General features: G+C 61.9%; 11 protein-coding genes and 1 pseudogene. 4 read left to right on the top strand and 8 right to left on the bottom strand.

Annotation, left to right across the window (positions count from 1 at the left end):
• Positions 1-1,909 precede the first annotated feature (1,909 nt).
• From ACWCPQ_RS20930 to ACWCPQ_RS20920, 3 genes and pseudogenes are all read right to left on the bottom strand, one after another.
• Positions 1,910-3,217, bottom strand: a complete 1,308-nt coding sequence (locus tag ACWCPQ_RS20930; RefSeq protein WP_449901247.1) for a DEAD/DEAH box helicase — start codon at positions 3,215-3,217, stop codon at positions 1,910-1,912.
• 225 nt (positions 3,218-3,442) lie between these two features.
• Positions 3,443-5,707, bottom strand: a complete 2,265-nt coding sequence (locus ACWCPQ_RS20925; protein ID WP_449901244.1) for a hypothetical protein — start codon at positions 5,705-5,707, stop codon at positions 3,443-3,445.
• A gap of 263 nt (positions 5,708-5,970) precedes the next feature.
• A pseudogene (locus tag ACWCPQ_RS20920) lies at positions 5,971-6,670 on the bottom strand (IS5 family transposase); the annotation flags it as partial.
• Between the two features lie 388 nt (positions 6,671-7,058).
• Here ACWCPQ_RS20920 and ACWCPQ_RS20915 point away from each other — a divergent pair.
• The 3 genes from ACWCPQ_RS20915 to ACWCPQ_RS20905 all read left to right on the top strand — a co-directional run bounded on the left by ACWCPQ_RS20915 (position 7,059) and on the right by ACWCPQ_RS20905 (position 12,027).
• Positions 7,059-10,502 (top strand): hypothetical protein, encoded by a 3,444-nt coding sequence (locus ACWCPQ_RS20915; protein ID WP_449901242.1) that lies wholly within the window; start codon positions 7,059-7,061, stop codon positions 10,500-10,502.
• Positions 10,503-10,687: 185 nt separating this feature from the next.
• Positions 10,688-10,984 (top strand): hypothetical protein, encoded by a 297-nt coding sequence (locus tag ACWCPQ_RS20910; RefSeq protein WP_449901240.1) that lies wholly within the window; start codon positions 10,688-10,690, stop codon positions 10,982-10,984.
• A 473-nt stretch (positions 10,985-11,457) separates the two neighbouring features.
• Complete coding sequence (locus tag ACWCPQ_RS20905) at positions 11,458-12,027, top strand: hypothetical protein (RefSeq protein ID WP_449901238.1); 570 nt, start codon at positions 11,458-11,460, stop codon at positions 12,025-12,027.
• Between the two features lie 201 nt (positions 12,028-12,228).
• Here ACWCPQ_RS20905 and ACWCPQ_RS20900 read toward each other — a convergent pair whose 3' ends face one another.
• The 5 genes from ACWCPQ_RS20900 to ACWCPQ_RS20880 all read right to left on the bottom strand — a co-directional run bounded on the left by ACWCPQ_RS20900 (position 12,229) and on the right by ACWCPQ_RS20880 (position 20,848).
• Entirely contained in the window at positions 12,229-13,194 is a 966-nt protein-coding gene (locus ACWCPQ_RS20900; RefSeq protein ID WP_449901235.1) for a DUF6602 domain-containing protein, read from the bottom strand.
• 133 nt (positions 13,195-13,327) lie between these two features.
• A complete protein-coding gene (locus ACWCPQ_RS20895; protein ID WP_449901231.1) occupies positions 13,328-13,783 on the bottom strand; it encodes a hypothetical protein in 456 nt (151 codons plus the stop codon).
• A 392-nt stretch (positions 13,784-14,175) separates the two neighbouring features.
• On the bottom strand, positions 14,176-15,663 hold the full coding sequence (locus ACWCPQ_RS20890; RefSeq protein WP_449901228.1) for a hypothetical protein: 1,488 nt from the start codon (positions 15,661-15,663) through the stop codon (positions 14,176-14,178).
• Positions 15,664-16,596: 933 nt separating this feature from the next.
• Positions 16,597-18,213 (bottom strand): restriction endonuclease, encoded by a 1,617-nt coding sequence (locus ACWCPQ_RS20885; RefSeq protein WP_449901226.1) that lies wholly within the window; start codon positions 18,211-18,213, stop codon positions 16,597-16,599.
• Between the two features lie 721 nt (positions 18,214-18,934).
• Positions 18,935-20,848, bottom strand: coding sequence for a DNA/RNA helicase domain-containing protein (locus tag ACWCPQ_RS20880; RefSeq protein WP_449901223.1), 1,914 nt, complete (start codon positions 20,846-20,848; stop codon positions 18,935-18,937).
• A gap of 174 nt (positions 20,849-21,022) precedes the next feature.
• On the opposite strand from ACWCPQ_RS20880, the gene ACWCPQ_RS20875 reads away from it, so the two are divergent.
• The gene (locus ACWCPQ_RS20875; RefSeq protein ID WP_449901220.1) at positions 21,023-21,385 is read left to right on the top strand and encodes a nucleotide pyrophosphohydrolase; all 363 of its coding nucleotides are present in this window, start codon (positions 21,023-21,025) and stop codon (positions 21,383-21,385) included.
• Positions 21,386-22,124 lie beyond the last annotated feature (739 nt).

The following is a 22,124-nucleotide window of genomic DNA, read 5'->3' as shown; positions in this document are numbered from 1 at the left end:
GTCAACGCGTTCGCGATCACCTTCGCCGACCGCTGGCCCGACGCCCGAACCTACTGAGAGAAACCGCCGGAAACACCGTTACCGAGATAGTCCCGCGCCGGGGCAGGTGCAGGCGGAACCGTGGTCGTCGGCTCGGGTGTCCACTCGGGCACAGCAACGGGCGGCGGCACGGGCGCAGGGGCGGGTGCCACCGAGGTGGTTGGCATCGGCTGTTGCGGGGCGGTGGTCGTCGCTGGCGGTGCGGGAGGGGGCGGAGCGACCCCTCCTGGGCTGCTCGGGGGAGCCGTGGTCATCGATGTTGAGGTCGTCGGTTTCGGGGTGGTTGTTGCTGTGGTTCGTGTAGTGGTCGGTGCTGGGCTTTCGCTTTCCGCGTCGTCCCCGAATATGGAGCCTATGAGCCCACACAGCAGGAACGATCCGAGTAGGACGCCAACGACGATGAGGACGTTGCGGTTGGTTCGTCTTCGCCGGGCGACGTTCAATGCCTGCTGATCCTGGTATGCCACGAGTGCTTTCCCCTGACTTGGTTTTTTGCGAAAGCTGCGCCCCCGCTGTTTCATTGAAGGATCGGCGTGGGCGGAGAGTGTGTTTCACGCTATGTTTGCGTGGCTCGGTAATCGGGTAAGGAGAGGCGCCCTGGCTTCCAACCCGCCCCGGCCAGTACCGGCCGCTTAGCCACCGACTTGAAGCCCGTTGCTGGACCATGAGGCCACCACTCATCCGGGCTGATCAAACAAGTAGTCGACGCGCTCAGACAGACGGTCGACGGTCGCCTCCCGGCTCTCCAAGTAGACGTCGGCATGCGGGTCGCTGCGGTCCACCGACTGCGCGGGGCGGATGGTTTGCGATGTGCGTGCCGGCGCCGCCATGCGGTCGGGTCCGGGCGCTCAGGCTCCGGGGTGGCCTTCTGCCCGGCCTTCGCGCCAATCCAACGGGCAATTCTTGGGGAAAGCCTGGGAAACGTGGTTGAGGGCCCTACGGCTATGATTTCCGTAAGGCCCTGACGTGCATCTATCTGTCGCGCTGACAGGATTCGAACCTGCGACCACTTGACACAGGTTCAAATTCTCCGAACGCTTCCCGAACCACCTCAAAAGCGCTGGAAAAGCCGCTGTTCACGGCCTGATCGGTTGCCGGACGCATCCCATCATTTCCCGCCTTTTCCCGTCAAAGTGTGAGATTTGGTGAGACGCAATGGCGATGGCTGGAGCGTGCTCTGCAGTGACGGGTAACTCGGCATGATGGTTTCATCGGCGCTGTGGCAGTGCATGTCCGGGGCGGCTGCCGTAGTTTTTGCAGGGTGGCGTGTGGCTGTCAAAGCGCGGCCCATGCAAGCGATTGGTTAATGTGTGGCAAATATTCGACTCGTGCCGGGGCTTCAGTAGTTCAGCTGCCTCGGAGTGTCCGGGCGCATGCCCGAGCACGGATCCCTGTAGCTGTCAGCAAGTTTGCCTGAGCTCGCGCGTCGACCAGGTCAAGTTGCTAGTTTTGACTGGAGTTATGGTCCTGGGAGTGCGGTAGTCGCGCTCCGGGTGACTGCTTCGGGAGCTTCACTTCGGTGTGTTGAGGGTGGCTGCGGTGCGGTGGTTCGGCCCGACTTACCAGGGCATCTGCATCCCGAAGGCGGCCCTTACCGGAGGACGGGCGCACAGTGAAGGGACGGAAGCTCAGAAAGGCCTGGGCCTCGCCAATGCTGCGTCAGGCCCCTTTGTCGTGTTGTACGAATGCGCGCTGAAGGTTACTGAGGGCTACTGAACCGGTTGACAGGGCCGTGGCCCTGGTGCCGCTGTGCTGGGCGGCCCGCGCGGCGTTCTTCGCGCTGGCCGGTACCGCCTGGGGTCGATCGGCGGCTCCACTCGCGGTCATGGACCGTCTGATCGGTTCGGCTCCACTCGGATCCTGCAGTAGGTCAGGCATCCTCTTGCTGGTCGATTCTCTCGGCACCCTCTACTTCCAGTTCTGCTGAGGGGCTCCACCTCTGTAGTAGTCCGCCGTTGTGTCCGGTCAGTTCGGCGAAGTTTCGGAGTTTGGACCAGTTCTCGTAGTCGCCGATCACTATCAGGCAGCGGCGGGCGCGGGTGATGGCGACGTTGAGGAGGTTCGGGGTGGCGGCGGCCCAGGAGCGGGCGCGGCGCTGGTCGGTGGCGGTGCCCAGGATCATGATGACGATGTCGGCTTCTTTGCCCTGGGTGGTGTGGATGGTGCCGCAGCGGGAGGGTGGGATGGTGAAGTTGTTTTTCCGGAGGTAGCGGGAGGTTTCGGTGACAACTTCGCGGAAGGGGCTGACTATGAATATCGAGTCGGCTAGACGGCGCCGGGCTTCGGCTTGCTGTTGCTGCGGGTCCTGCGCCCAGGCGGGTAGCCGATCGGGGTCGGTCGATTCTTCTCGGATGCGGGCCAGTTCTTCGATCATCGATTCCGATATCCGGGCATGGAGCTTTTCCAACACTGATACCAGCTGTTTGCCCTCCTCTGGGTGCCATTTTCGACCGTCTGCGGGGGCAGGGATGTCGATCCAGAGGTTGTTGCGGGCGAGTGGGAATGTGTGGCGGCCGTGGACGCCGTTGACCATCATTCCGTCGTAGGCGATGGCGTTGCTGACTTCGAACATCAGTGAATCGCAGCGGCGATGCACCCGCAGAGGTGAACCGATCCAGATGTTTTCGAGTTCGTTGAGGCCGGGTAGCCAGGTGCCCAGTGGTGTGACCCGGTCGGCCAGGGACTGCACCGAAGTCGATTGCGGTGCCCAGCGGATATCGACGTCGAAGTGGTTTGCCAGGAGTTTCTGGCCGGGCATTGGGAGTGTCACCACTGGTTCCAGCTGTCGTGGATCTCCGACGATCACGGCCCGGCGGCTACGCCACAGGCCACCGACCGCGGCTTGTGGTGTGGCCTGGCCTGCTTCGTCGATAACCAGCCAGCCGATACTCTCCCGGCCTAGTCCGGCGAACATGGTCGGTAGGGAGGCGAAGGTTGTCGATACGGCCGGGACGACGAAGAACAGCATCTGCCAGCCGGCGAGGAGTGTGTCTTCTGGAAGGTTGTTCGCGGCGTCTCCGCGGATGATGTCGGTGACGGCGCGCATGTTCCGCCAAACCAGAGCGGGTTCGGCGAACAGGGTTGCCTGGTGTAGGTCGAGCGCGGAAAGTAGAACTTCCGAACGGGCTCGAGCGAACTCCGGGTCCATCCACGGTGACGTCTGTTCGCGTGTCTCCATTGCGGAACGGTCTTCCGGTGCGGCTGTCCACTCCGGTCCGGGGACGTGGTTCGGACGGCGAAGGCGCTCCTGTTCCAGCTCGGCTGCCGCGTGCTGCAGCTCCATGACGCGGGTTTGCACCATGTTCTCTGCTTCAGCGGTTTTCGCTTCGCCTCGCTGCAGCTGTCGCTCGCAGTCCTGCACCCGCTGCCGAGCAATGGCTGTCCGCTCCTCCGACAGTGTCGCCTATTCAACGGCAGTGCTCAGCGCGATCTCGCGTTCTTCCTGCTCCGACCAGGTGGCCTGCGCGCCTTCCCGCGATTGCCGCACTGCTTCCTGATACGCCGTGTGTTCGCGTTGCCACTGCTGGTCGGCGGCTCGTACGAAGAGCCGCTTCCACCAGACGGGCCTTTCTCCGGCATGGTGGCGGCAGCGCTCTTCTGCCAGTGTGAGCTGTCCCTCGGCCCTGCGGACTGTCACCTCCACGGAGGCCAGCGCACCACGCCTGTCGGCAACTGCTGCCAGGTTTCGAGAATGAGCATCATTGTGCGCCGCCAGCGAGCCCAGCAGTTCGTCTCGTCGGGTTTCGAGTTGCCCGCATTCGCTCCGCCACGCGGTCGCTCCCGCACGGAGGTCGGTAAGAATCTCGTCTTCACCAGTGCACATCTGGTAGAGGTCGGCGACGGCTTCGCGTTCGGTTCTCAGTCGCTCTACTTCGGCCACCGCATCCCGGTATCGCTGCTTGGCTTCGCGCCAGGAGCGTGTTCGTTCGGCGGCCGGGTCGGATCCGTCGATGGACTCCCGCAGGGTGGGGTGAAGTCCCTGTTCCTTGCCCCACCAGAAACGTTCGACGAAATCCACGCGGTTGGGTCGCTTGCCCAGACGTGCGGCTACCGCACCCCAGCACGGTTCGCCGGCGAGCAGGGTGGCTGCACCGGAGAGGTAATCGGCGTCCGGGAACGTTTCGGTGTCGATCGACGCCTCGGTGGGCACTTCCAGCGTGATGTTCTCGACAGCACCGTTGTTCGAGGAGGCGATCACGATCTCGAAACCGGTCAGTTCCTCGATGAGCGGAACGATCCTGCGGTGATACTGAGGCTTCTCAGGGTCTTGCCATTTCACCGCTTCCGAGTCGGGCCGGAAGGCTGATCGGGGGGCCGGGAGCCCGGCGAGTACTTCTGCACGCTGGACGACGATCGCCGCGATCAGGTCCCTGAGCAGGGTCGTCTTACCGGTTCCCGGGGGACCGTTGACCGCGTATAGGCCGCGGGCATCCGGAGCGGAGAGCTTGCGCATGATGTTGTTGATGGCGAACTGCTGGCTCGATACCAGCGGCCGATCGGGTCGACCCGGCCAACGCCCGTCCGGTGTGACGGCCGGGTGCAGGTCTCGTAGCACCCGGGCTGGATCTTCTCGTACATCCAGCCGTTGAGAGGATTCTGCGGTTACGTCGGAAGCCAAGTAGTCCAGTACGGCCTGCCCTGCGTTGCCGGACAGCAATTCGTCGGCCACCCGATTCAAGTCTTCGGCGTAGAAGCTGTTGATCAGTTCGTCGCTGGACACCTCGTCCGCGTGACGCAGGGACACTTGATACGGCTTGATCCAGATATCGTCCGGTTCCAATGTCTCGTCCACACCGAGCTGTTCGGATACCCACCGGGTGAGGGCGACCAGGTCGACGAGTTCGAGAGACTTTCTGCCCAGCGCTCCCTGGGGCGATGCACCGGTATTTTCTGAGGTCGAGGCTTCTTCGCTCTCGTCGGGGTTCTGACCGATGCGGTCCCGCCGGGCCTCCAGGGAGCTGACAGCATCAGCGGACACCGAACCCGCCATCGATTCCGCGATCGTGGCAGCGTTTTTACCGAGATGTGATTCCACAGCAGACCCGATCAGGCCGGGTAGCGCGGTGATACCGCCGGTTGCGGCATCGATCGCCACACGGGCGCCAAGGCCGGCGATCAAGCGAGCGGCTCGGCTACCCCGTGATTCGACGGAACCGGACGAGTCGATACGTACCCGCCCGTCACCGATGTCGAACAGGACATGCAGGATTCGCTTTTCCTCCTCCTCGAAGCCATCGAGCCAGTCATCAGCATCCGGTCCCGGTGTACCGACGGTCCGGCCTACAGCCCAGGCACACGACGACAAGGTCACGCTGTCCTTGAACAGCTTGCCGTTCTCGTCGAGGGTCAGACTCAACAATGCTCCATCGCCCCGGACGCGCCCACCCAGATCGTGCTCCCGCTCCTCTGGAGCGAGGATCGCTCCGAGCGCCGTACGGACCCGCTCCACCTCGAATATCCCGGCGTAGACGGTGTAACGCCAGACCTTGTTACTCCTCGGGGACCGCTGCTGCCCGGCCCACGGTAGTTGCTGCCCCCGGGAGGCTTTCACTGTCTCGTTGCCATATCCGGGACGTTCGATCCCGGACGGTGGGCTGAAGTACTCCACGGACCGCCAGTACTGGAGGATCTGAGCTTGCCTACAAGCTTCCTCGTTGCCGCGAACCATGACACCCACCCTGTCGTCGACGAAACCCACTCCAGCCTATTGGGCGAGAAGCATTGGGGGAGTAGCTTTTATAGAATCCACCTACGGCGCTCCCTGTCCGGCGCTTTCCGATGGACGCCACCCTGAGCGAGCCGGGACCGACGACTAATAGGTGTCTTGCGTGGGGAGTTTCTTGTAGCAGGTGAGGCGGCAGCGAGTGGGAGAAATGCTGCGAAGAGGCGACCGTGGCGGATCGTCAATCGCCGATAGCCGGTCAACCACGCAATGGTGCGCTCGATCTTCCCCTGGTGCCGACCCAACCGCGAGGGATCCTCGATCCCGCGACGGCGATACGGGGCACGATCCCACGGCTGCGTAGCCAGTGGCGGTGGACATCGAAGTCGTAGCCCTTGTCGGCACGCAACTTGGCAAGCTTCCCGCGGCACGGGCCGCGCCGCGACCGCACCCGCGGGGTCCGTTCGACCATCGATTGCAGCATCACCGAGTCGTGGGTGTTGGCGGCGGAAACGCCGGTGATCAGCGGGATTCCGTACGCGTCGGAGACGACGTGGATCTTCGACCCCTTTTTTCCGCGGTCGACAGGACTGCGGCCGGTCAGAGATCCCCTTTTTTGCCCTTATGGACGCTGCGTCCAGGATCGCCGCACTCCAGTCGAGCTCGCCGGCCGTTCCGAGTCGGTCGAGTATCCCTCGGTGCAGCGCGTCGAATACTCCGGTGTCGGCCCACACCATGAACCGTCGATGCGCGGTCGGGACGTTCACCCCGAACGACGGCGGCAGACGCCGCCACGCGCACCCGCTGGTCAATACGAACACGACCGCGGTGAACACAGCGATTTCGTCCACCGGTGAGGTCCCGCCGGCTTGCGGGTCTGGGACTGAACGCGGGTAGCAACGGTTTTGCGTTGTCCCACAACGTACCCGGGACAAGTCGCTGAGCAAGTCTGTCGACCACCGGACACATCATGCCGGACAACGAATAACACCCACGTAAGACACCCAGGAAGTACCGACGGTGGCAGAACGCGTCAGACGCTGACGCGCCAGGTGCTCGGGGCTGCTGCAACCCGTCGTGTGGCTTGTTCGCTTGATGTTCGGGAGAAGGACTCCGGCGGAATGGATGGCGGGTTGGGCTCAGGCCAAACCACAATAGAGTAGAGCTACACGGCGAGGTCGAGATCGCGACTACATGGCGCCGCACTGCCGATCTCGAAACCTGGATCACCGCACAAGTCCAGTCGGGGGCAGGGGCGGGATGCCGACAAGTCGTGGTGTTTGCAGCTAAGGCCGGTGTTGTCTGAGAATATTGAGCGTGAGTTTCCCGCCCGCACACTGATCGAGGCTGGTACCAAGTGAGCATCACCCTTCAGAACGTTAAGGTGTTGTGGGCAAACGCCTACAACCAATGTGCCTTTCCGGGCTGTCAGCAGGCGTTGACGCAGGAGTCTGTGGACGCAACAACGGGCGAGGTGCGGACAACACCAGTCGGCGAGCAAGCACACATACGCTCTTACAAACCGGATGGGCCTCGGTATGATGCCAGCTACCCAGCCGACAAGCTCCACAGCTACGAGAACCTAATTCTGCTGTGCCCAACCCACCACCAGAGGGTCGATGCCAACGGCGGCGCGGAATTCACCGTCTCTGACCTCATCGAGATGCGCAAGACACACGAAGCCCAGGCGAAGCGCTGCGACGAGATCGACAAGACCATCCAGAAGTACATGGCGCAGCAGTACGGTGCAGACGACAAGGTGTTGTTCGAGCAGGTCGATCTCAATGGGCCAAGGGTCGATTCTATGTTTGTTGACGTACCGTTCGCCTGCCGCCCGGATGCCAGTGTTGCGGACCTCATGCAGCGCATTGCCGAGGCGTTTCCCGGCGATGTCGAGGCGGCCGACGACGCGGACGGGCACATTGTGACCGGTGCAGCCCAAGCGCTGCTACACCCGGACTGGCGCGGCAATGCGCTGCTAGTTGGCGGCCCGGGGCAGGGTAAGTCAACGTTGCTTCAGTACGTCTGCCAGTTCCACCGGGCTCGTCTGCTAGCAAGGCAGGAATACACGGGTGAGGATCAAAAACTTGGCCAGCTCACGAAGGTGCACCGGGTCCCGATTCGCCTCGACCTGCGAAAGTATGCGCTCTGGGCGAGCCGCCACCAGCGCAACGCTTCGACGAAAAGCAGCAAGCGTAAGGGGAAGAGAGGCAGGACTGAGGCACTGAGGTGGCCGACGATCGAGGAGTACGTCGCCCTTGAGATTGCCCGTAACAGCGGCGGTCGCGCGTTTTCGGTTGAGGACTTGGGTCTGTTGATCTCCACTCGACCGGCGCTCGTCGCCTTCGATGGCCTCGATGAGGTGGCCAACCTCGTGTATCGCGAAGAAGTCAGCTCCCAGATCGTCGACACGCAGCTTCGACTCGCTGTCGACGCAGTTGACCTTGTCGCCCTCGTTGCGACACGCCCTGGTGGCACCACCTCGGCGCTGTGGTCATCCTCTGAGTTCCCGCGCCTCAACTTGCAGCGGCTGACGCACGGGCTGCGCGTGCAGTACCTCCAGCGATGGGCGAAGGTCGCAAAGCTGTCCCTGGGGGCGGCGGACAAACTGCAACGGACGTTCATGGAAAACCAAAACGTGCCGCATATTCGGGAGCTGGCGTCATACCCGATGCAGCTCGCCATCTTGCTCCACCTCCTGCACCGTCGGCAGCTGCTTCCACAACGGCGCACTGAGCTATACGGCGAGTACTTGAAGACGTTCCTTGATCGTGAGCAAAGCGAGGAGAAGGAGCCGCTGCTCGCCGAGGAACGCCAGGTCATCGAAGACATCCACGGTTACATCGGGTGGTACATCCAGACGCAGGCCGAGGAAGGTAGGAGTGCCGGCTCAATCAAACGCGAGGACCTCAAGGCGCTCCTGCGTAAGCACTTGGACGGTCGTGACGACGGACAGAAGCTCGCGGAAGACTTATTCTCGGCGTTCACCACGCGAGTGCTCTGCCTCGTGGAGCGGGACCCCGGTTCATTTCAGTTCGAAGTGCAATCGCTTCGGGAGTACTTCGCCGCCGTCTACATCTTCGACGAGGTCGACCGCAACTCACGAGACGACTGCCTTGTCGCCTTGCTGAGACGCCCGTATTGGTCGAACGTCTGCCGTTTCCTGGTCGGCAAGTACTCCAAGGGTGAAATGCGCGGTATGCGCTCCGTGCTCCAGGAGCTGTCGAAGGACAAGAACCTGGGGCTGCACCCTTTGCTGCGCTCTACCGCTGCCCTGTTCCTGAACGACCGCAGCTACGAGGGGCAGAAAGACGATCCCATCCAGGAAGTCGTGGATTTCATCCTCGGTGGATCAGGCGTCATCCTGGCCGAGGATGGACTGCTCGATGTCGCAGGATCGGGGCTTCATCTATCGGAGCGCGCTGGTCGCATTCAGGCCGTGCGTCACCTCAAGGCGCGATTGGAGGCCGACGCGGAGCCCGAGACTCGGGCAGCGGTGGCGGCCAGCCTGCGCCGCCACGCCGATGCTGACCACCTCGCGAGCTGGTGGTGGGAACGATTCGAGTCGACCTGGGGCTGGCTCCGGACGGCGAGCCACCTTGGCGTCCTCGGTGGGCTCAATCCGGATGCCGAGGCCAAGCTGGCGCGGCTGCTCGAGACGAGCGATTCTGGCGAAGTATGGGCGGTGCAGCTTCTGGCCACAGGCGGCTTCGACGGCTCCTCCGATGAGGTGCTCCGTGTCGTCATGCGAGACGTCAACGACGGCGCGGTTGAGGTGCTCGGATACGTCGCCCGAACCACCGCTACCGGGCGCATACTGACCGGCGCGACGATGGCGATGCTTCGCCGATCGGGGAGCGGCGCGACGGCGACCCGGACGAGGCTTCGAGGCAAAGGCGAGGCATCTGTGCTGTCCTCTGTATCCGACGCTACTGCGGCGCTAAGTAATTGGTCTCCTGCTGCGGCGACGGATGACGACTGGCGTCAGCAACTGATTCGCATCGCCGAGGTGTGGGGCGATGGTTGGGTCTTGCGGCAGGCAATCGCGGCGACGCCAGTTGGAATCTCCCTCAGCACGATGGCGCTTTCGCTAAAGTCCAGTCAGCCTGTACTGCAGGCGGCGCTCAACATTGAGGCTGAGGCCCGCGACCACCGGGGCGACAGTGAGTGGTGGAAACAACAACTCATTGCCGCTGTCGACGACTTTGCGCTGCGCCACTGGATCCTCTCGCTATCGACGTGTGCCAACTCTTCTGTTGTCATCGCGCTAGCAACCGAGCTCAGCGGCGCCGTCGACCGGGTCGCGCCGAAACACTACGTGGCTATCCGGAAGGCAATCCACGCATCCTGTCAGCTCTCAGGGGGCCGCAAGCTGGTGCTCCACGAAGCACTGCGAATGAATCAGGTTGTGTTCTCTGCGAAGACGCTCTGGTTGTTGTTTCACGGATCAACTGAGGCGAGTGTCGAGCAGATCAGCAAGCGCCTGATCGGCTCGTTCGAAGAGCTACTGAGTGCTGATATAGGCGACCTGCGAGAGCTGACATCGGTGGTGGGTAACAGAAAAATGATCAGGTTTGAGGAATTCCGCGGGCACCGCTCGTCACTTCCCATCGGCGGTTGGGCAAGCAACGTGAAGATCGGGGCTTTACGCAGCAACGTCGCTGACGAAGCTCTACGTCGACCATATGAATGGCCAAGCGATCTTGTTCAGCGTGCCGTGGAGAACATCGAAGATCGGGTACTTAAGGGTCTAGCTCCGATTGCCCAGGTTGCGGAGGCCGATAATTGGTTCGGGAACTGAAAGCCACTTATAACGGAATATGCTTGTTGCTGCCCGCTCCGTGTTGGACGGCGACCAGGCAGACATGCAGACAGCACTTTGGTTATGTCGACATCAATAAATTTAACCGTACGTGTAAGCGCAGGTCAGCATTCGATTCTAATGACTTAGGTCGGCAAACTGGAGATGGGATCCAGCGTCGGCAGATGTGGTTCTGGAACCCGCTGCCCGGGCCTGCCTGCGTAGTGCCCGCGCAGCTCTACCAATTCGGATTCGCCCCAAACCGGTTGGAAGCGGGCCAGATCCGCGACGACGAAGGCACGCGCTCGTGCGGGGATCTGCCGGACTGCCGAGTCGTGGCGGCGATGCACCTGTACCGCGAGGCAATGGATATCTTCCACGAAATAGCCCTGCAATATTCTCGGGAACTCGGACACCGGCTCAGCGAAGCCAACGCACTCGCCAACCTCGCCAAAGCACGAAAAGAAGCTGGAAAGACATAGGAAACGGCAAGCCTGTCCATCCAAGTCCTCGCCCTGTACCGCGACCTCGGACACCGAACCGGCGAAACCGAAGCTCTCTGCGACCTCGGAAACCTGCTCCTCGACACCGGCGACCCACGCAACCCCCTGCAAATGTTCACCGACGCCAAAACCTCAGCCCGCTCCATCAACAGCCGACTCGAACACGCCCGCGCACTGGAAGGAGCCGCCCGATCCCATGCGCGACTCGGTAGCACCACCGCATCAGCGAAACTCCACGCAGTAGGCCATAGACATCCACCACCGCCTGGTATTGCCCGACGCTGAACGTGTCCGCCGAGAACTCGCGACATTACCCACGTGAGATGGCGCTGGACAATCCTGTCGCGCCAGCTCGCCCGGACTCGGACAATCTGAGAGGCGGAATGTTTCGATACGGCAATCGGAGCGTAGCGTAGCGGCTGCGTTCGGTGTGCTCGACGAGACGGGTGAGAATGACTGCAGTTGCACAGCAGATGGTCGCCATCCTCGGCGTCGTTATGGGGGCTGGCGCCACCTACGCCGCGACGATGATCACCGAGCGCACGAAGTGGAGGCGATCCCAGGCAGCGAGATGGGATGACAAACGGCTGGCCGCGTACAACGACTACGCCCAAGTTCTGAGGCGATACTCCGATGTCGCCTTCCGGCTCTCGGCCGGGCAGGGCTACCCGACGATTGCTCAGCCACTCGATTCCGACACCGGGGCTCCACGCCTCGCCGACACTCATGCCGAACGGGCTGCGCACTGGGAGGCCGTCATGCTGCTCGGATCACCTGCTGCAGTCAAGGCCGGGCGAGCGTGGTTCGAGGACCTGGTCCAGCTCGGGCACATTGCGCAGGGCGCGGAAGTCAGCCATGCCGAATTCGCCGACCTGGTGGTGTCGATAGGCACCCATCGCGATGCGTTCTACGCAAGCGCCCGCGACGATCTGGGCGTGACAAGCGGTGTGCTGCCTTCATCGGCCTTCACCCGCGAGCCTCCGCGCATGATCACTGGCAGCGCGTCAGCGGAGGGTTCGTGAGCACGCGGTCAGCTCCGGCTGCTGGCCGCCGGCCCGCGCGGGACGGGATATCCCGCCAATCCGGTCGACGCCCCGAGAGCCGAAAGTCTCAGAAAGCGTTGGTATACAATCTATTGTCGAAAATGTTGCGCGGAGATTTCGGCGTACCGCACGAACGTAAGGGGCATCGACCGTGACCTCGAGCCGGAGGAGGCGCGGGGTTCACCAGTACATTTTGTATGGCACAAATCCCCGGTCGAATGCCGCGCGATCATCCGGTCCGAAGAACAGATCAGGTGGGAATACACGATTTCGTGCCGAGGTCGACGACAGGCTGTAGATGGATGTGTCGTTGACCCGGAACCCGTCGGCGAGGGCAGACAGGGAATCGTCGTAGTAGCTCAGCTTTTGATACAGCAGCCCGATAAGCACTGCCACCGGCGCCAGCGGCAGGCCACTGGCGTCCTTGAGCGATTCGTCAGGGCCTACGTTCAAGAATGAGTACTGAATGAGGCCGCCGGGTGGCGAAACGCTCGGCGGCAGTACGGCGGCTTCTTGCGGTGACACGATTTTCACCATCTTCGACCAGCAGTTGAGATCGGCCACGCACAGCAGGTCCAGCGCCTCCCGCGGCTCCCTGCTGTGCTCGATGTCGAGTTCTGCCAATGCCGACGTGATAGTCGCAATCGGCTTCGAGGCGGCCGATTTCCACGAGTGAGTGTGGGCAAGCATGCCGTACAGGAACGGTGTCAGAAGTTTGCTGTGGATGTTCCGCGCCCGCAGCGTCGCGGCGCGACGCACCTTCGCCGCTTCCGTGACCGCTTGAGCCAGCCCGCTTCGGTCGAGAGTCAATTTGGCGCTGAACGCAGCAACGACACCGGACAGCAACACTTCGGACTTCTTTCGCAGCGCGGCCGGATATGCGGGGTGGAAGACGACAATGTCCGTTTCGCCGGAAACGCTGGAGCCGTCCTCGGTCTCATTTTCCAGAATAATGTATTTGCGACAACCGATCTCGAATTGCGGGGGAAGCCAGGCGTCCAGGAACCGGCACCAGGTCTCCTCACCATGATGTCCTGCCCGTTGCACTCCACTGGCTTCGGCAGCGGTTGCGTGAGCATCTTCGAAATCACACTGCATCTGGCTGGCGACATCTGCCAGCCACTTGTGGTGACGATGTGTGGTCATTCCCGTCCTGTTGGCCGTCGGAGTGTGTGGTCGCGGCGCACCGCAAAGGAAGTCCGCGCCGATATCGCCTCGGCTGGCCATCGGCGAACCTGCGCCGGGGTCAGCGGGAGGTCCTCCAGTCTCGTCTCTGGTTCTAGCATGTCGGCCGCGAGTAGGTCTTGAGCGCCGGCATACCGGTCTGTCCCCGGCGGGCAGCTGCGCGGCTCCGTTCCTCGGAGGTGGCCCGCTGGGAAGCTACCGCGCGCTGAACCGCACGGGCATCGTCGATTCGGGCGCGGTGCACCGCTGCAGTGTGCTCGGTCATCGTCTCGTTGCGGAGTTTGAGCAGCCCCACCCGGCGGTCAGCAGGGAGGTCAGCGCATTCGAGGTCGTGATTGAGCCGGCGAAGCTGCTGCTCGACGGTCTGGAGCTCGTAAAAACTGAGCGTGCGTTCATCCCGGAACATGTCCAGATACCTTTGGTAGCGGTGCTCGAAATCCTCCACGCCTGCAGCCCTCCCCGAATCATGACCGGCGCTATCCTTCGAGCGTACGGCACCATTTCCCCGGTGCGAGATGGTTTCAGGTGGGCGGTTCACGTCAGAGGGCATCAGCGAACCTTGCGCTGCGCATGATCTCCCCAGAGACGACCCGAACCGCGGCTCGCGTGAGAGGTAGGCGGGACCGCACCACTCCTGCTGTCGAACGCCGCGCTCAGCGCGCTACGGGCCCATCTCCGGTCGCATGGCCCTACTACGATGGCTATGTCGAGTTTCTTAGGGGACTAGCGTCTGCGAAAAAGTAGCGCGGTGCACCCAGCGCTGCTGACAGAAAGTCTACTGAGCCTACATCAAAGATCAGGGTGAAGACTCGCCGTTCCGGCGGGGCAGCACGCTAGCCGCTTCGGTGAGCGCGGTTGGCGCATTGCAGGGCAAGCCATCACCGCCGGCGTATGGTGATCCCATCGCCCTGGAGCGGCGACCTTGTGCCAGCACAGCGACAACTAAAGCAGCCCGACGATCTGAAGAACGTCGCTGAGCGTTGGATCTGACATCGTATGGCCATGTTCGAGACTCTTCAGAATCACCGTACCCTGAGGCGCCCTGTCGACATGAAATGTTGACCAGGTCCGACACACCGGGCAATCCCTGCCTATCAGGTAGGGCCGGAGAAGATATAACCGCTGTTCGGGGCCGCGTAGGTAGAGGCTGCCGACTTCCAGTTCGTTGTCCGTGTGTTCGGACGAGCTGACCGGCACCACTGGGTGGTCACCCATCAGCTCGCGGTAGTTGATATGAGAACGGCGAGTCAGCGAATCGCGCCGCACCTCTGTTATTTGCACAAGGGGCCAGTCGGTCAGGAATCGGGCGGCGTCGAGAAGGATTCTCAGATCTTTGGCGGCATCTCGTACCGCGTCCGGCAGATCAGATGCGTCGATGTGACGCAGGTGCGCTTGGTCGTTGCGTCGGTCGGCGAGCCGTTTCCGTGCACCGTTGGCTGCGGTGTTGGAGAGCAATCCGCGCAGATCACCGAGCGGATGCGACGGCATCATGGATCGAAGCCGTTTACTCGTGGCTGCCTCGGTCAGGACTGCGGTCCATTCACCGAGACCTGGCCCCGTGCGGCCGGTGCGAAGCTTCGCCCGAAGCTCGCCGGCAGAGCCGAGCTCAATTCCCTCGTGGCGGGTCAATGCCAAGGTCAGCAGCGCGGCGTAGCACAGCAAGATCTCGGTCGCGTCCAGAATTGCTGCGTAGGTGTCCTTAGTGGGTGCCGCACTCTGCAGTACCTCTGCGATGCGCCAGCGTGCGGCGACCGGGTACGGGAAACGCGTCCGCACAGTGTGGCCGAGGTCGTCCAACAACGAAGCAGCCTCGACGCGCAACCGCAGGGTACGGCCGGACTCTATAAGGCTTCGCCGCGCCTCCGATGGGGTGTCGCTGCGGAACACTGAAGTGAGGATGTCGTCGGCTTGCGCCTGCCATTGTTTAAGGCGCTCCTTTGCTGAATCGAGACCATCCAACGCGTCGGCCAGATCTTGATCCGGCTGAGGAACAACCAATTCCGCCAAAGGTGCCGACCGAACATGCATCGTCCCGTTGATGCTGGCCAACGCCGCGTTGAGCAGCGTCAGAGCAACAGGAGTTCGGAGGAACCTCAGGGCAAAATCTCTGTCTCGCGCCGCCCGCTGGTCACGCGGTCTCATCACTTGCATGTGGTCTGCCGCCGCGACCGGAAGGTCCTCGAAGCGAACGGTGGCTAGCACCAGGCCTGAATCGTTGCGATGGTAGAGACGCCGCACCAGCACGTCACCCACCTTGAGGTGGAACTGCTCGGGTACGGCGGCCCACCTGGTGTCCTCGCTCGGACTAGCCAGAAACCCATCACGACCGACGTCCCGGCCCTGCAGCATCCGCACCGCGCCCACAGCATCAGACGTGCATTCCAGCTTCCTCTGCTGCGGCAGGTGGATTGTGGGGATGAACTCGTACAAATCACCTAGGCGAACCACACCACCGAACCCCGACAGGCTTGCACGCTGCTGTTCGATAGCGGGGTCGTGCGCATCGAAGTTGAGTCCGACATCTGCGCCTGGTATCTCACACAAGACATATCCGAATTCGCTGCGGCCTCCCCCCTGTGTAAACAGGCGCGCTAAGTCGGATCTGACATTCGCCGGGTCGGCATCCGCCGGAACACGGAACATTCTGACCGGACGCGAGGGGGCAGCTTTGGCCCGGAGCACGATCGCTTCAACTCCAAAGCGGTTCTCCGCAACGGGGTACCCGCCTCTGGCCTCGATTACCGCAGCTACGTCCCAGTGTGTATGTATGTGCTGCCGCATCGGCGCTCCCGACCGGCAGCTGAGTTCTCCCGGAGGCAAGAGGACTGCCAGACCCGAATCACGGGAGTGTGACCGAAGCTCCTGGAGGTGCTGGTCGTAACGTGGCCGACGCGAATTAGCGGCGCGCTCCCATAGAGGAATCCATACGACGCCGGAATGTGTTTCCAGGAGTGGCGACAGCATCTTTGGGAGATTCTCACTAGCGGCGAAGATTGTGCCAGGTCCCCAGTCCAGCGAGCGGCCGTCTGTCTCTGCGCTTTCCTCAACGAGCACAGCAGGCCCATCACCAACTGGGCATTGCAGAGCAAGTACCAGCAGCCGCAGAAGCTCCCCGAACGGAGTATCGGCAACTACGAGTTGCTCGGCCATAAAGATTCCTCCTGCCTCCCGTCGATCTTGAATCCTGCATCACAGTCGACCCACGAACAACCACTTATGAACCCCTCGCGGCACCGACCCGGCCTGCGTCGGCAAGGCCCGGGCGCCGCCCCCATGTTCCCCTCAACGCAGTTTCCGGCCCCTGCCGCCTTCCATCTCGGTATGCGTACCCTGCTCTCGGTTCGATTGTCCTCGTTCCAGTGCCTAGCTCGGTGCTTCCTCGTTAAGGAGGTCAAGGGCCCGGGCGAGAGTGGCGAGCTTTGCCTGAACAAGGGCAGGCGTGTCGACCAGGTGATAGGCGACCGGCCGTCCGCGATCGGCTCGTACTGTCCGGACGGAGTCGACGAGCGGATGTTGCAGCAAGTTGAGCGTCGCCTCGATATCTGTGGGGTGTGGGCGCTGCCCCGTGCTGCCTTCACGTGCGATCGAGTAAATCTGATCGCCGGTCAGCGCCCCACCGGTGATCTCGTCGGTGTCGCGTGCTTCCTCTGCGAGTACGGTGACAACCTGCGCCAGAAGGTCTATCCGGCGTTCGGCACCGGACCAGCGCAGCTCAAGTTGACGCCGGTCTTCCTCTGCTCCGGTGATCAGGCCAAGGTAGTGATACGGCGACAGGGGCAGATTGGCATGGCGTACAAGCACCTCCGCGAACTCCGCTGTCGTGATCAAAGTGACACCGTTCTGTTCTGCGCGTGCTCGCACGCGCCCGGCATCGAACCCCGGCCCCACCAAGACCACATAGTCGGCTCGGTGCTGCGCCTGGTGATCGCGCAGCGTGTCAAACGACACCGACCCCTCGCTAACGGATCCTGATCGTGCAGACTTAGCGTCCACGATGATCCGGACCGGCTTAAGGTCTTTGTTGTCTACCGTCGCCAGAACGTCTGTCTTTCCGCCACCGCCGATATGGCGGGCCTCGAAACCGAGAAATTGGAACGCGCGCGCTGTGGCCTGCTCGAGCCGGATAGGACTATCAGAATCTCTGCCCGCGTCCACGATATCGCGGCTGATTTCCAAGGCTATTTGTATCTGGGTCTCGCCGGGCCGTTCGAGTCTCTCGTCCGCTCCCGTCTCACGGGATCCGCTGGCCTCTACAACATCGCGTGGTGCTTGTAGGGGGAACCGGGCTGCAACTTCTTCACCGAGCGGGGTCGCCTGGTAACGCCAGTTCGCCCGCTCCATTATCAGCCCAGCTGCCAGTAAGACCTGGAGGCGTGTTCGGACACCGCCTACATCCGCACGGCTCAGGCCGTAGTAATCCACGGCCGCGCGCGCGAGGTCCGGTGCACGGTCGTGCTCCCGCAGCATGGGAATAATTTCAAGGACGAATAGGTATCGGGCGTGAATCACGAGCGCGAGGTCGAGTGGCTCTCCTGTTTCGAGCCAAGCACGGGCAGCCGGCGTTGGCTCATAGACGTTCAATGATGTCTGCTCGATTAGGCCAGACTTTGTGAGCGTTGTAAGCGCTGCGCTGAAGGAAGACTCGCTGACCCCAAAGTGCTTCTCGGCAAAAACAAGGAGTTGAGCTTTACTGATGGAGGGAGAGGATGCATTGACCAACGCCTGCAGAGCCTGCACGACGTCGGTCTCGCCGTTACCGCGCGGCACATACCCCAGAATCTGGTTCCGAGATTCGAGCGCGGACGGTGTGAGCTCGGCGAGTAGGCCAGAAATTTCGGAGGGTGGGTCTTTGATCTCTACTGGTTGCGAATCGAAATGATCGATCTTTGTTGGTCCGTCGAGCGCGAGACTTGATAGTAATGCCTCACCGCGGTCGGTGAGTGTCACGAGCGTTGCAGTCCGATACTCGACTGCTTCCATACACGACAGCCAGGTCACACGTCGGCGTGTCTGGTCAAGTGTGGTCCAACTGAGATCATACCGGGTGGACGCTGTCTCCATGAGGTCGCGTACCGAGAGTGGCCCTGTTCTAAGGGTGTCCAGTAACTCGCCTACATATCTGACGTGGCGGTGGAATATCGCCAAAAGCGCTGCGTCATCGCTTGACTCCAACCACCTCAGTGCTTCGTCAGTCACCGTAACGTGCGCACGGTCGACTGGTTGTACGAACCCAGCCGACGATAGCGGCTTCAACGCGTCACGAAGAGAGCGCTCCTGGCCGCTTGCGTCGCTGATCGTGGTTGTCAACAGCCCATCGTTTGTGAGGACAATCTGCAGGAGCTCACGCAGAATAACGATCTGCCTTGCACCGCCGCCCGGTAAGTACGGCATAGCCGAGAGCCGTGATCTCCATGGCAATGGCCTGACGCGCGCCATCGTCTCGTCAATGCCCTTCTCCCCGCTGTCCAGCTCGCTTGGAGCACTATCCATCAGATGATTATGAACGCTTGACGTGCTCTCCGCGGCTCAACCGGTCGGTGATACTAGCCCGCTCATCCGTCCATATCATGAGTCGATTGCAATCGTGAATCTCTCGTTGGCGGCGCCACGGTTCAACCTCAGCGCGGATTGGTCTTTGCTGGGCTCGCCCAGGGGCTTGCGTTGGACGTAGCGACGATGAGAAGAACGCGTAGTACTTGCCTCATGGGAGTGACTCAGCCAGGCCTGAGATGAACTGTTGGGTGGCAGGGTCGACGGCGTAGAGAACGACCCCCCTCATGCCGCGGGTCAGGAGCACCTTGTACGTATTGCGGATGAGGATGTCGAAGTCCTCGTCGAAGAGCTGTTTGCTCCGGAGCTTCTTGTCCTTGTTGGCGCCTCGCCGGACTACGAGGTTTCGGTCTTCTACTCCGATTTCGGGCCCGAGTATTACACCTGCCCAATCGAACTCGAAGCCCTGAGCCGTGTAGATGCACCCGACCTGATCGAATCCGCGGGGGTCATGGGCCCATAACCAACTCGGAGGCGGATCGTTCGGCCCACCGACATTCTTGCTTGCGTAGTTCCATGGCTTGGACCATCCGTCGATCTGGATGTCATGTGCGAGCGATCCGTCGCTCTCCGGCTCGGGGGTCCAATCCCAGCAGTAGCCGGCGGTGATCCTCGCCGTGACCGACGAGGTGATCTTCGAACGTAGGAAGTCCTCCATATGCTGCGGCGAATCTGCCACGCGGACTGTAAAGTCCTCTTCATCCTTCCACGGCATCGGGCCGAATGCCCGCAGACCCAGCAGGTTCAGCACCCACTCGTCGTATGCCGCACTACCGCCGCAGCGGAATTGACCGTCGAGATTGATTTGAAAGACTGGCAGTCCAGCTCGGGCAGCGTGATCTCGGATGTGGTCGATAGTCCCGACCTCGTCCGGGCGGACAACTTGGTTCTCGTCCAGGAGGAAGACCGGCACCTGTGCGGCTTCAATGAGTTCGTCGACCTGGGGCCGCTTGGTTCTGAGTGCACTGCGGGTGTAGCGGTCGGTGGATACTCGCCGGATCCGGTGCGCTTCATCGCAGATGACTACGTCCAACCATTCATCCTGCTCTGTTGTCAGGTTCTTATAGTAGGTGATCAGTTTCTTTAGTTCAGGCTCTTGTTTGCCGTAGATTCGTCGCATCGTCTTCGTGATGGCTTCGGATCCTGTGGCATACCGAACCTGCCGGCCGTCTGCCCGGAGTCGCTGCAACAGCGCCATGGCTATCAGGGTCTTGCCGCTGCCGGGCCCGCCGGTGACGAGCACGATGCTTTTCTGCTTTCCCTTGCGTGAGTGCGCTATCCGGTTCATTACGGCCTCGAAGGCCAGGCGCTGGTTGTTGACCAGCTGCTCATCGGCAATGCGCAGGTCTGCGGTCTTCGAGTTGAGGAGTGTTGTTCTGGTGCGGATTTCGCTGTCGAGTAACCGGTCGCCGGGAGAGCTGTCCGGGGTTGTCGCGAGCCGTGCACGGAGGTAGTCCACAAACTCGTCGTGTTGGTCGCCTGTGTACAGGCTGCCGAGCTGATCGGGATCGAGCTGGAATAGCGGTTCGACGAATCGCTTTTCGGCGTTGTGTAGATACGCGACCCCGTGCAGGGCTGCAGGGCGATCGTGCAGGACAGCGACGTCACGGCGAAGGTATTTGCAGTAGCCGCGTACTTGCTCGATGGGATGGAGCTGGTCCCCGCGTGTGTGTAGCGTCCATACGATCCGGTCACTGCTCCACCCCAGTTCGGCGTGGGTCCACTGTTTCAGCTCCACCACGACATAGCTGTCGGCTCCGGTCGTGGGATGAACGCCGGCGAGCAGTACATCGATACGCTGGCTCGAGCCGGGGAGTGAGCACTCGATGAGCATGTCGATCTCGTTCAGTCCCGCTCGGACGAGGAGTTTGGCGAGGGCCGGAAGGCTGTTCTCCCAGGACCGGCGTTCCGGCGGGCTGCCCTTCTTCCCTGCTTTCTCGGTGATTGTTGCGGCGAGCTCTCCCTTCCGAGACAGAGCCAACACTTCGCGCGCGGTCGACCGGAACGATCTGAGCTTCACCTTGCCCCCACTCTCCCAAACCTTCTGCATGCCAGCGACACCCATGATCCGAGCTCCGCTGGTCTGAGATAATCAAGATGCTAGCGCGCTGCAATTGGGGCTCGGCAAGGGCCAAGCAGTGCGCTCTGTCCAGATCGGGGCCCGATGTCGGTCTTCGCGGAATTCGTCGGTATGTGGTCTCCGCGGTGGGTATCGAGTGCCACCTGCTACAACCAGCGAATGGCGATCGAGAGACTGCAGCGGATGGTTGCCGACTTCGTGTCGGAAAGAGGATGGGGTGTTTTCCATACCCCCAAGAACCTCATCATGGCCCTGACCGGTGAGGTCGGAGAGCTGGCCGAACTCTTCCAGTGGTTGACCGACGACCAGAGCCGAGCGCTCATGGGCGACGCGTCTCGACGCCTTCGAGTCGAGGAGGAGGTCGCCGACGTCCTCATCTACCTGCTACGACTCGCTGATGTGCTACAAATCGACCTCGCTGCCGCGGTCGAGGCGAAGCTGTTGACGAATGCCGAGCGCTACCCGATCCAGCAAGTCTACGGCCGTGCGGTCAAGTACTCGGAACTCGGCAACGAGGACTAGTCGTTCCGCGCCGGTATGCGAAAGTGCTCCGTTGCGAACGGTCATCAAATTGAATTCAGGCCAGCGGTATCCAGGTATTTAGTGTGGGACTGGACGGTGGGATGCCTGACGGAGCCGCGCCCCATGTCGAGTTCCTCCACTGGGCCTTGCTCAGATGGTCGCGGTTCGATCCAGTGCAAGGTTTCCAGCGGGTTGTCAGTGTTTCCGCAGGTCGATCGCTGTGGATAGCCGCTGTATCCCCCTCCGGACACCTTTTCGGTCCCCTGACCTGCGATTATGTTCAGGCTCCATAACTACCTTCATGGCATATCTGCAGGTCCGGTTGGTGGGCGAGGGTTCATGTCCTCTCCGGACACTTTTCCGTGGCATTTCTGCCCTGGAACCGTGTCGTTGCACTGGTATCTACACCACTTGCCACCATCACCGAAGTGGTCTTCGCTGTCGCGCACTTCACGGGCGAGCCCGCCCAGTGGCCGCCAAGCTCCCCGATCACCGGAGTCTGGCCGGGCCCGGCCCGGCGAGAGCAGGAAATTTGGGCTGGGTTGTTTCCCGCGTGAGTCGCGATGAGTTTCGACATCAAGACGTCAGTTGCTGGATCGCGAAATGTCCCTCATGCCAGACCAGAGGAGACGCCCTGTGTTCTCCGTCGGGATACCGTCGCCGCTGTGTGTTGTGTCCTTGATGACCGCGCAGGCTATCGCAGCGGGCCCCATCCCCACCTCATCGGCTCCTGAGAGAA

It is taken from the genome of Nocardia sp. NPDC001965 (assembly GCF_053594175.1).
The sequence above is the reverse complement of the archived record's forward strand: the minus strand, read 5'-3'. Positions and strand labels throughout refer to the sequence as shown.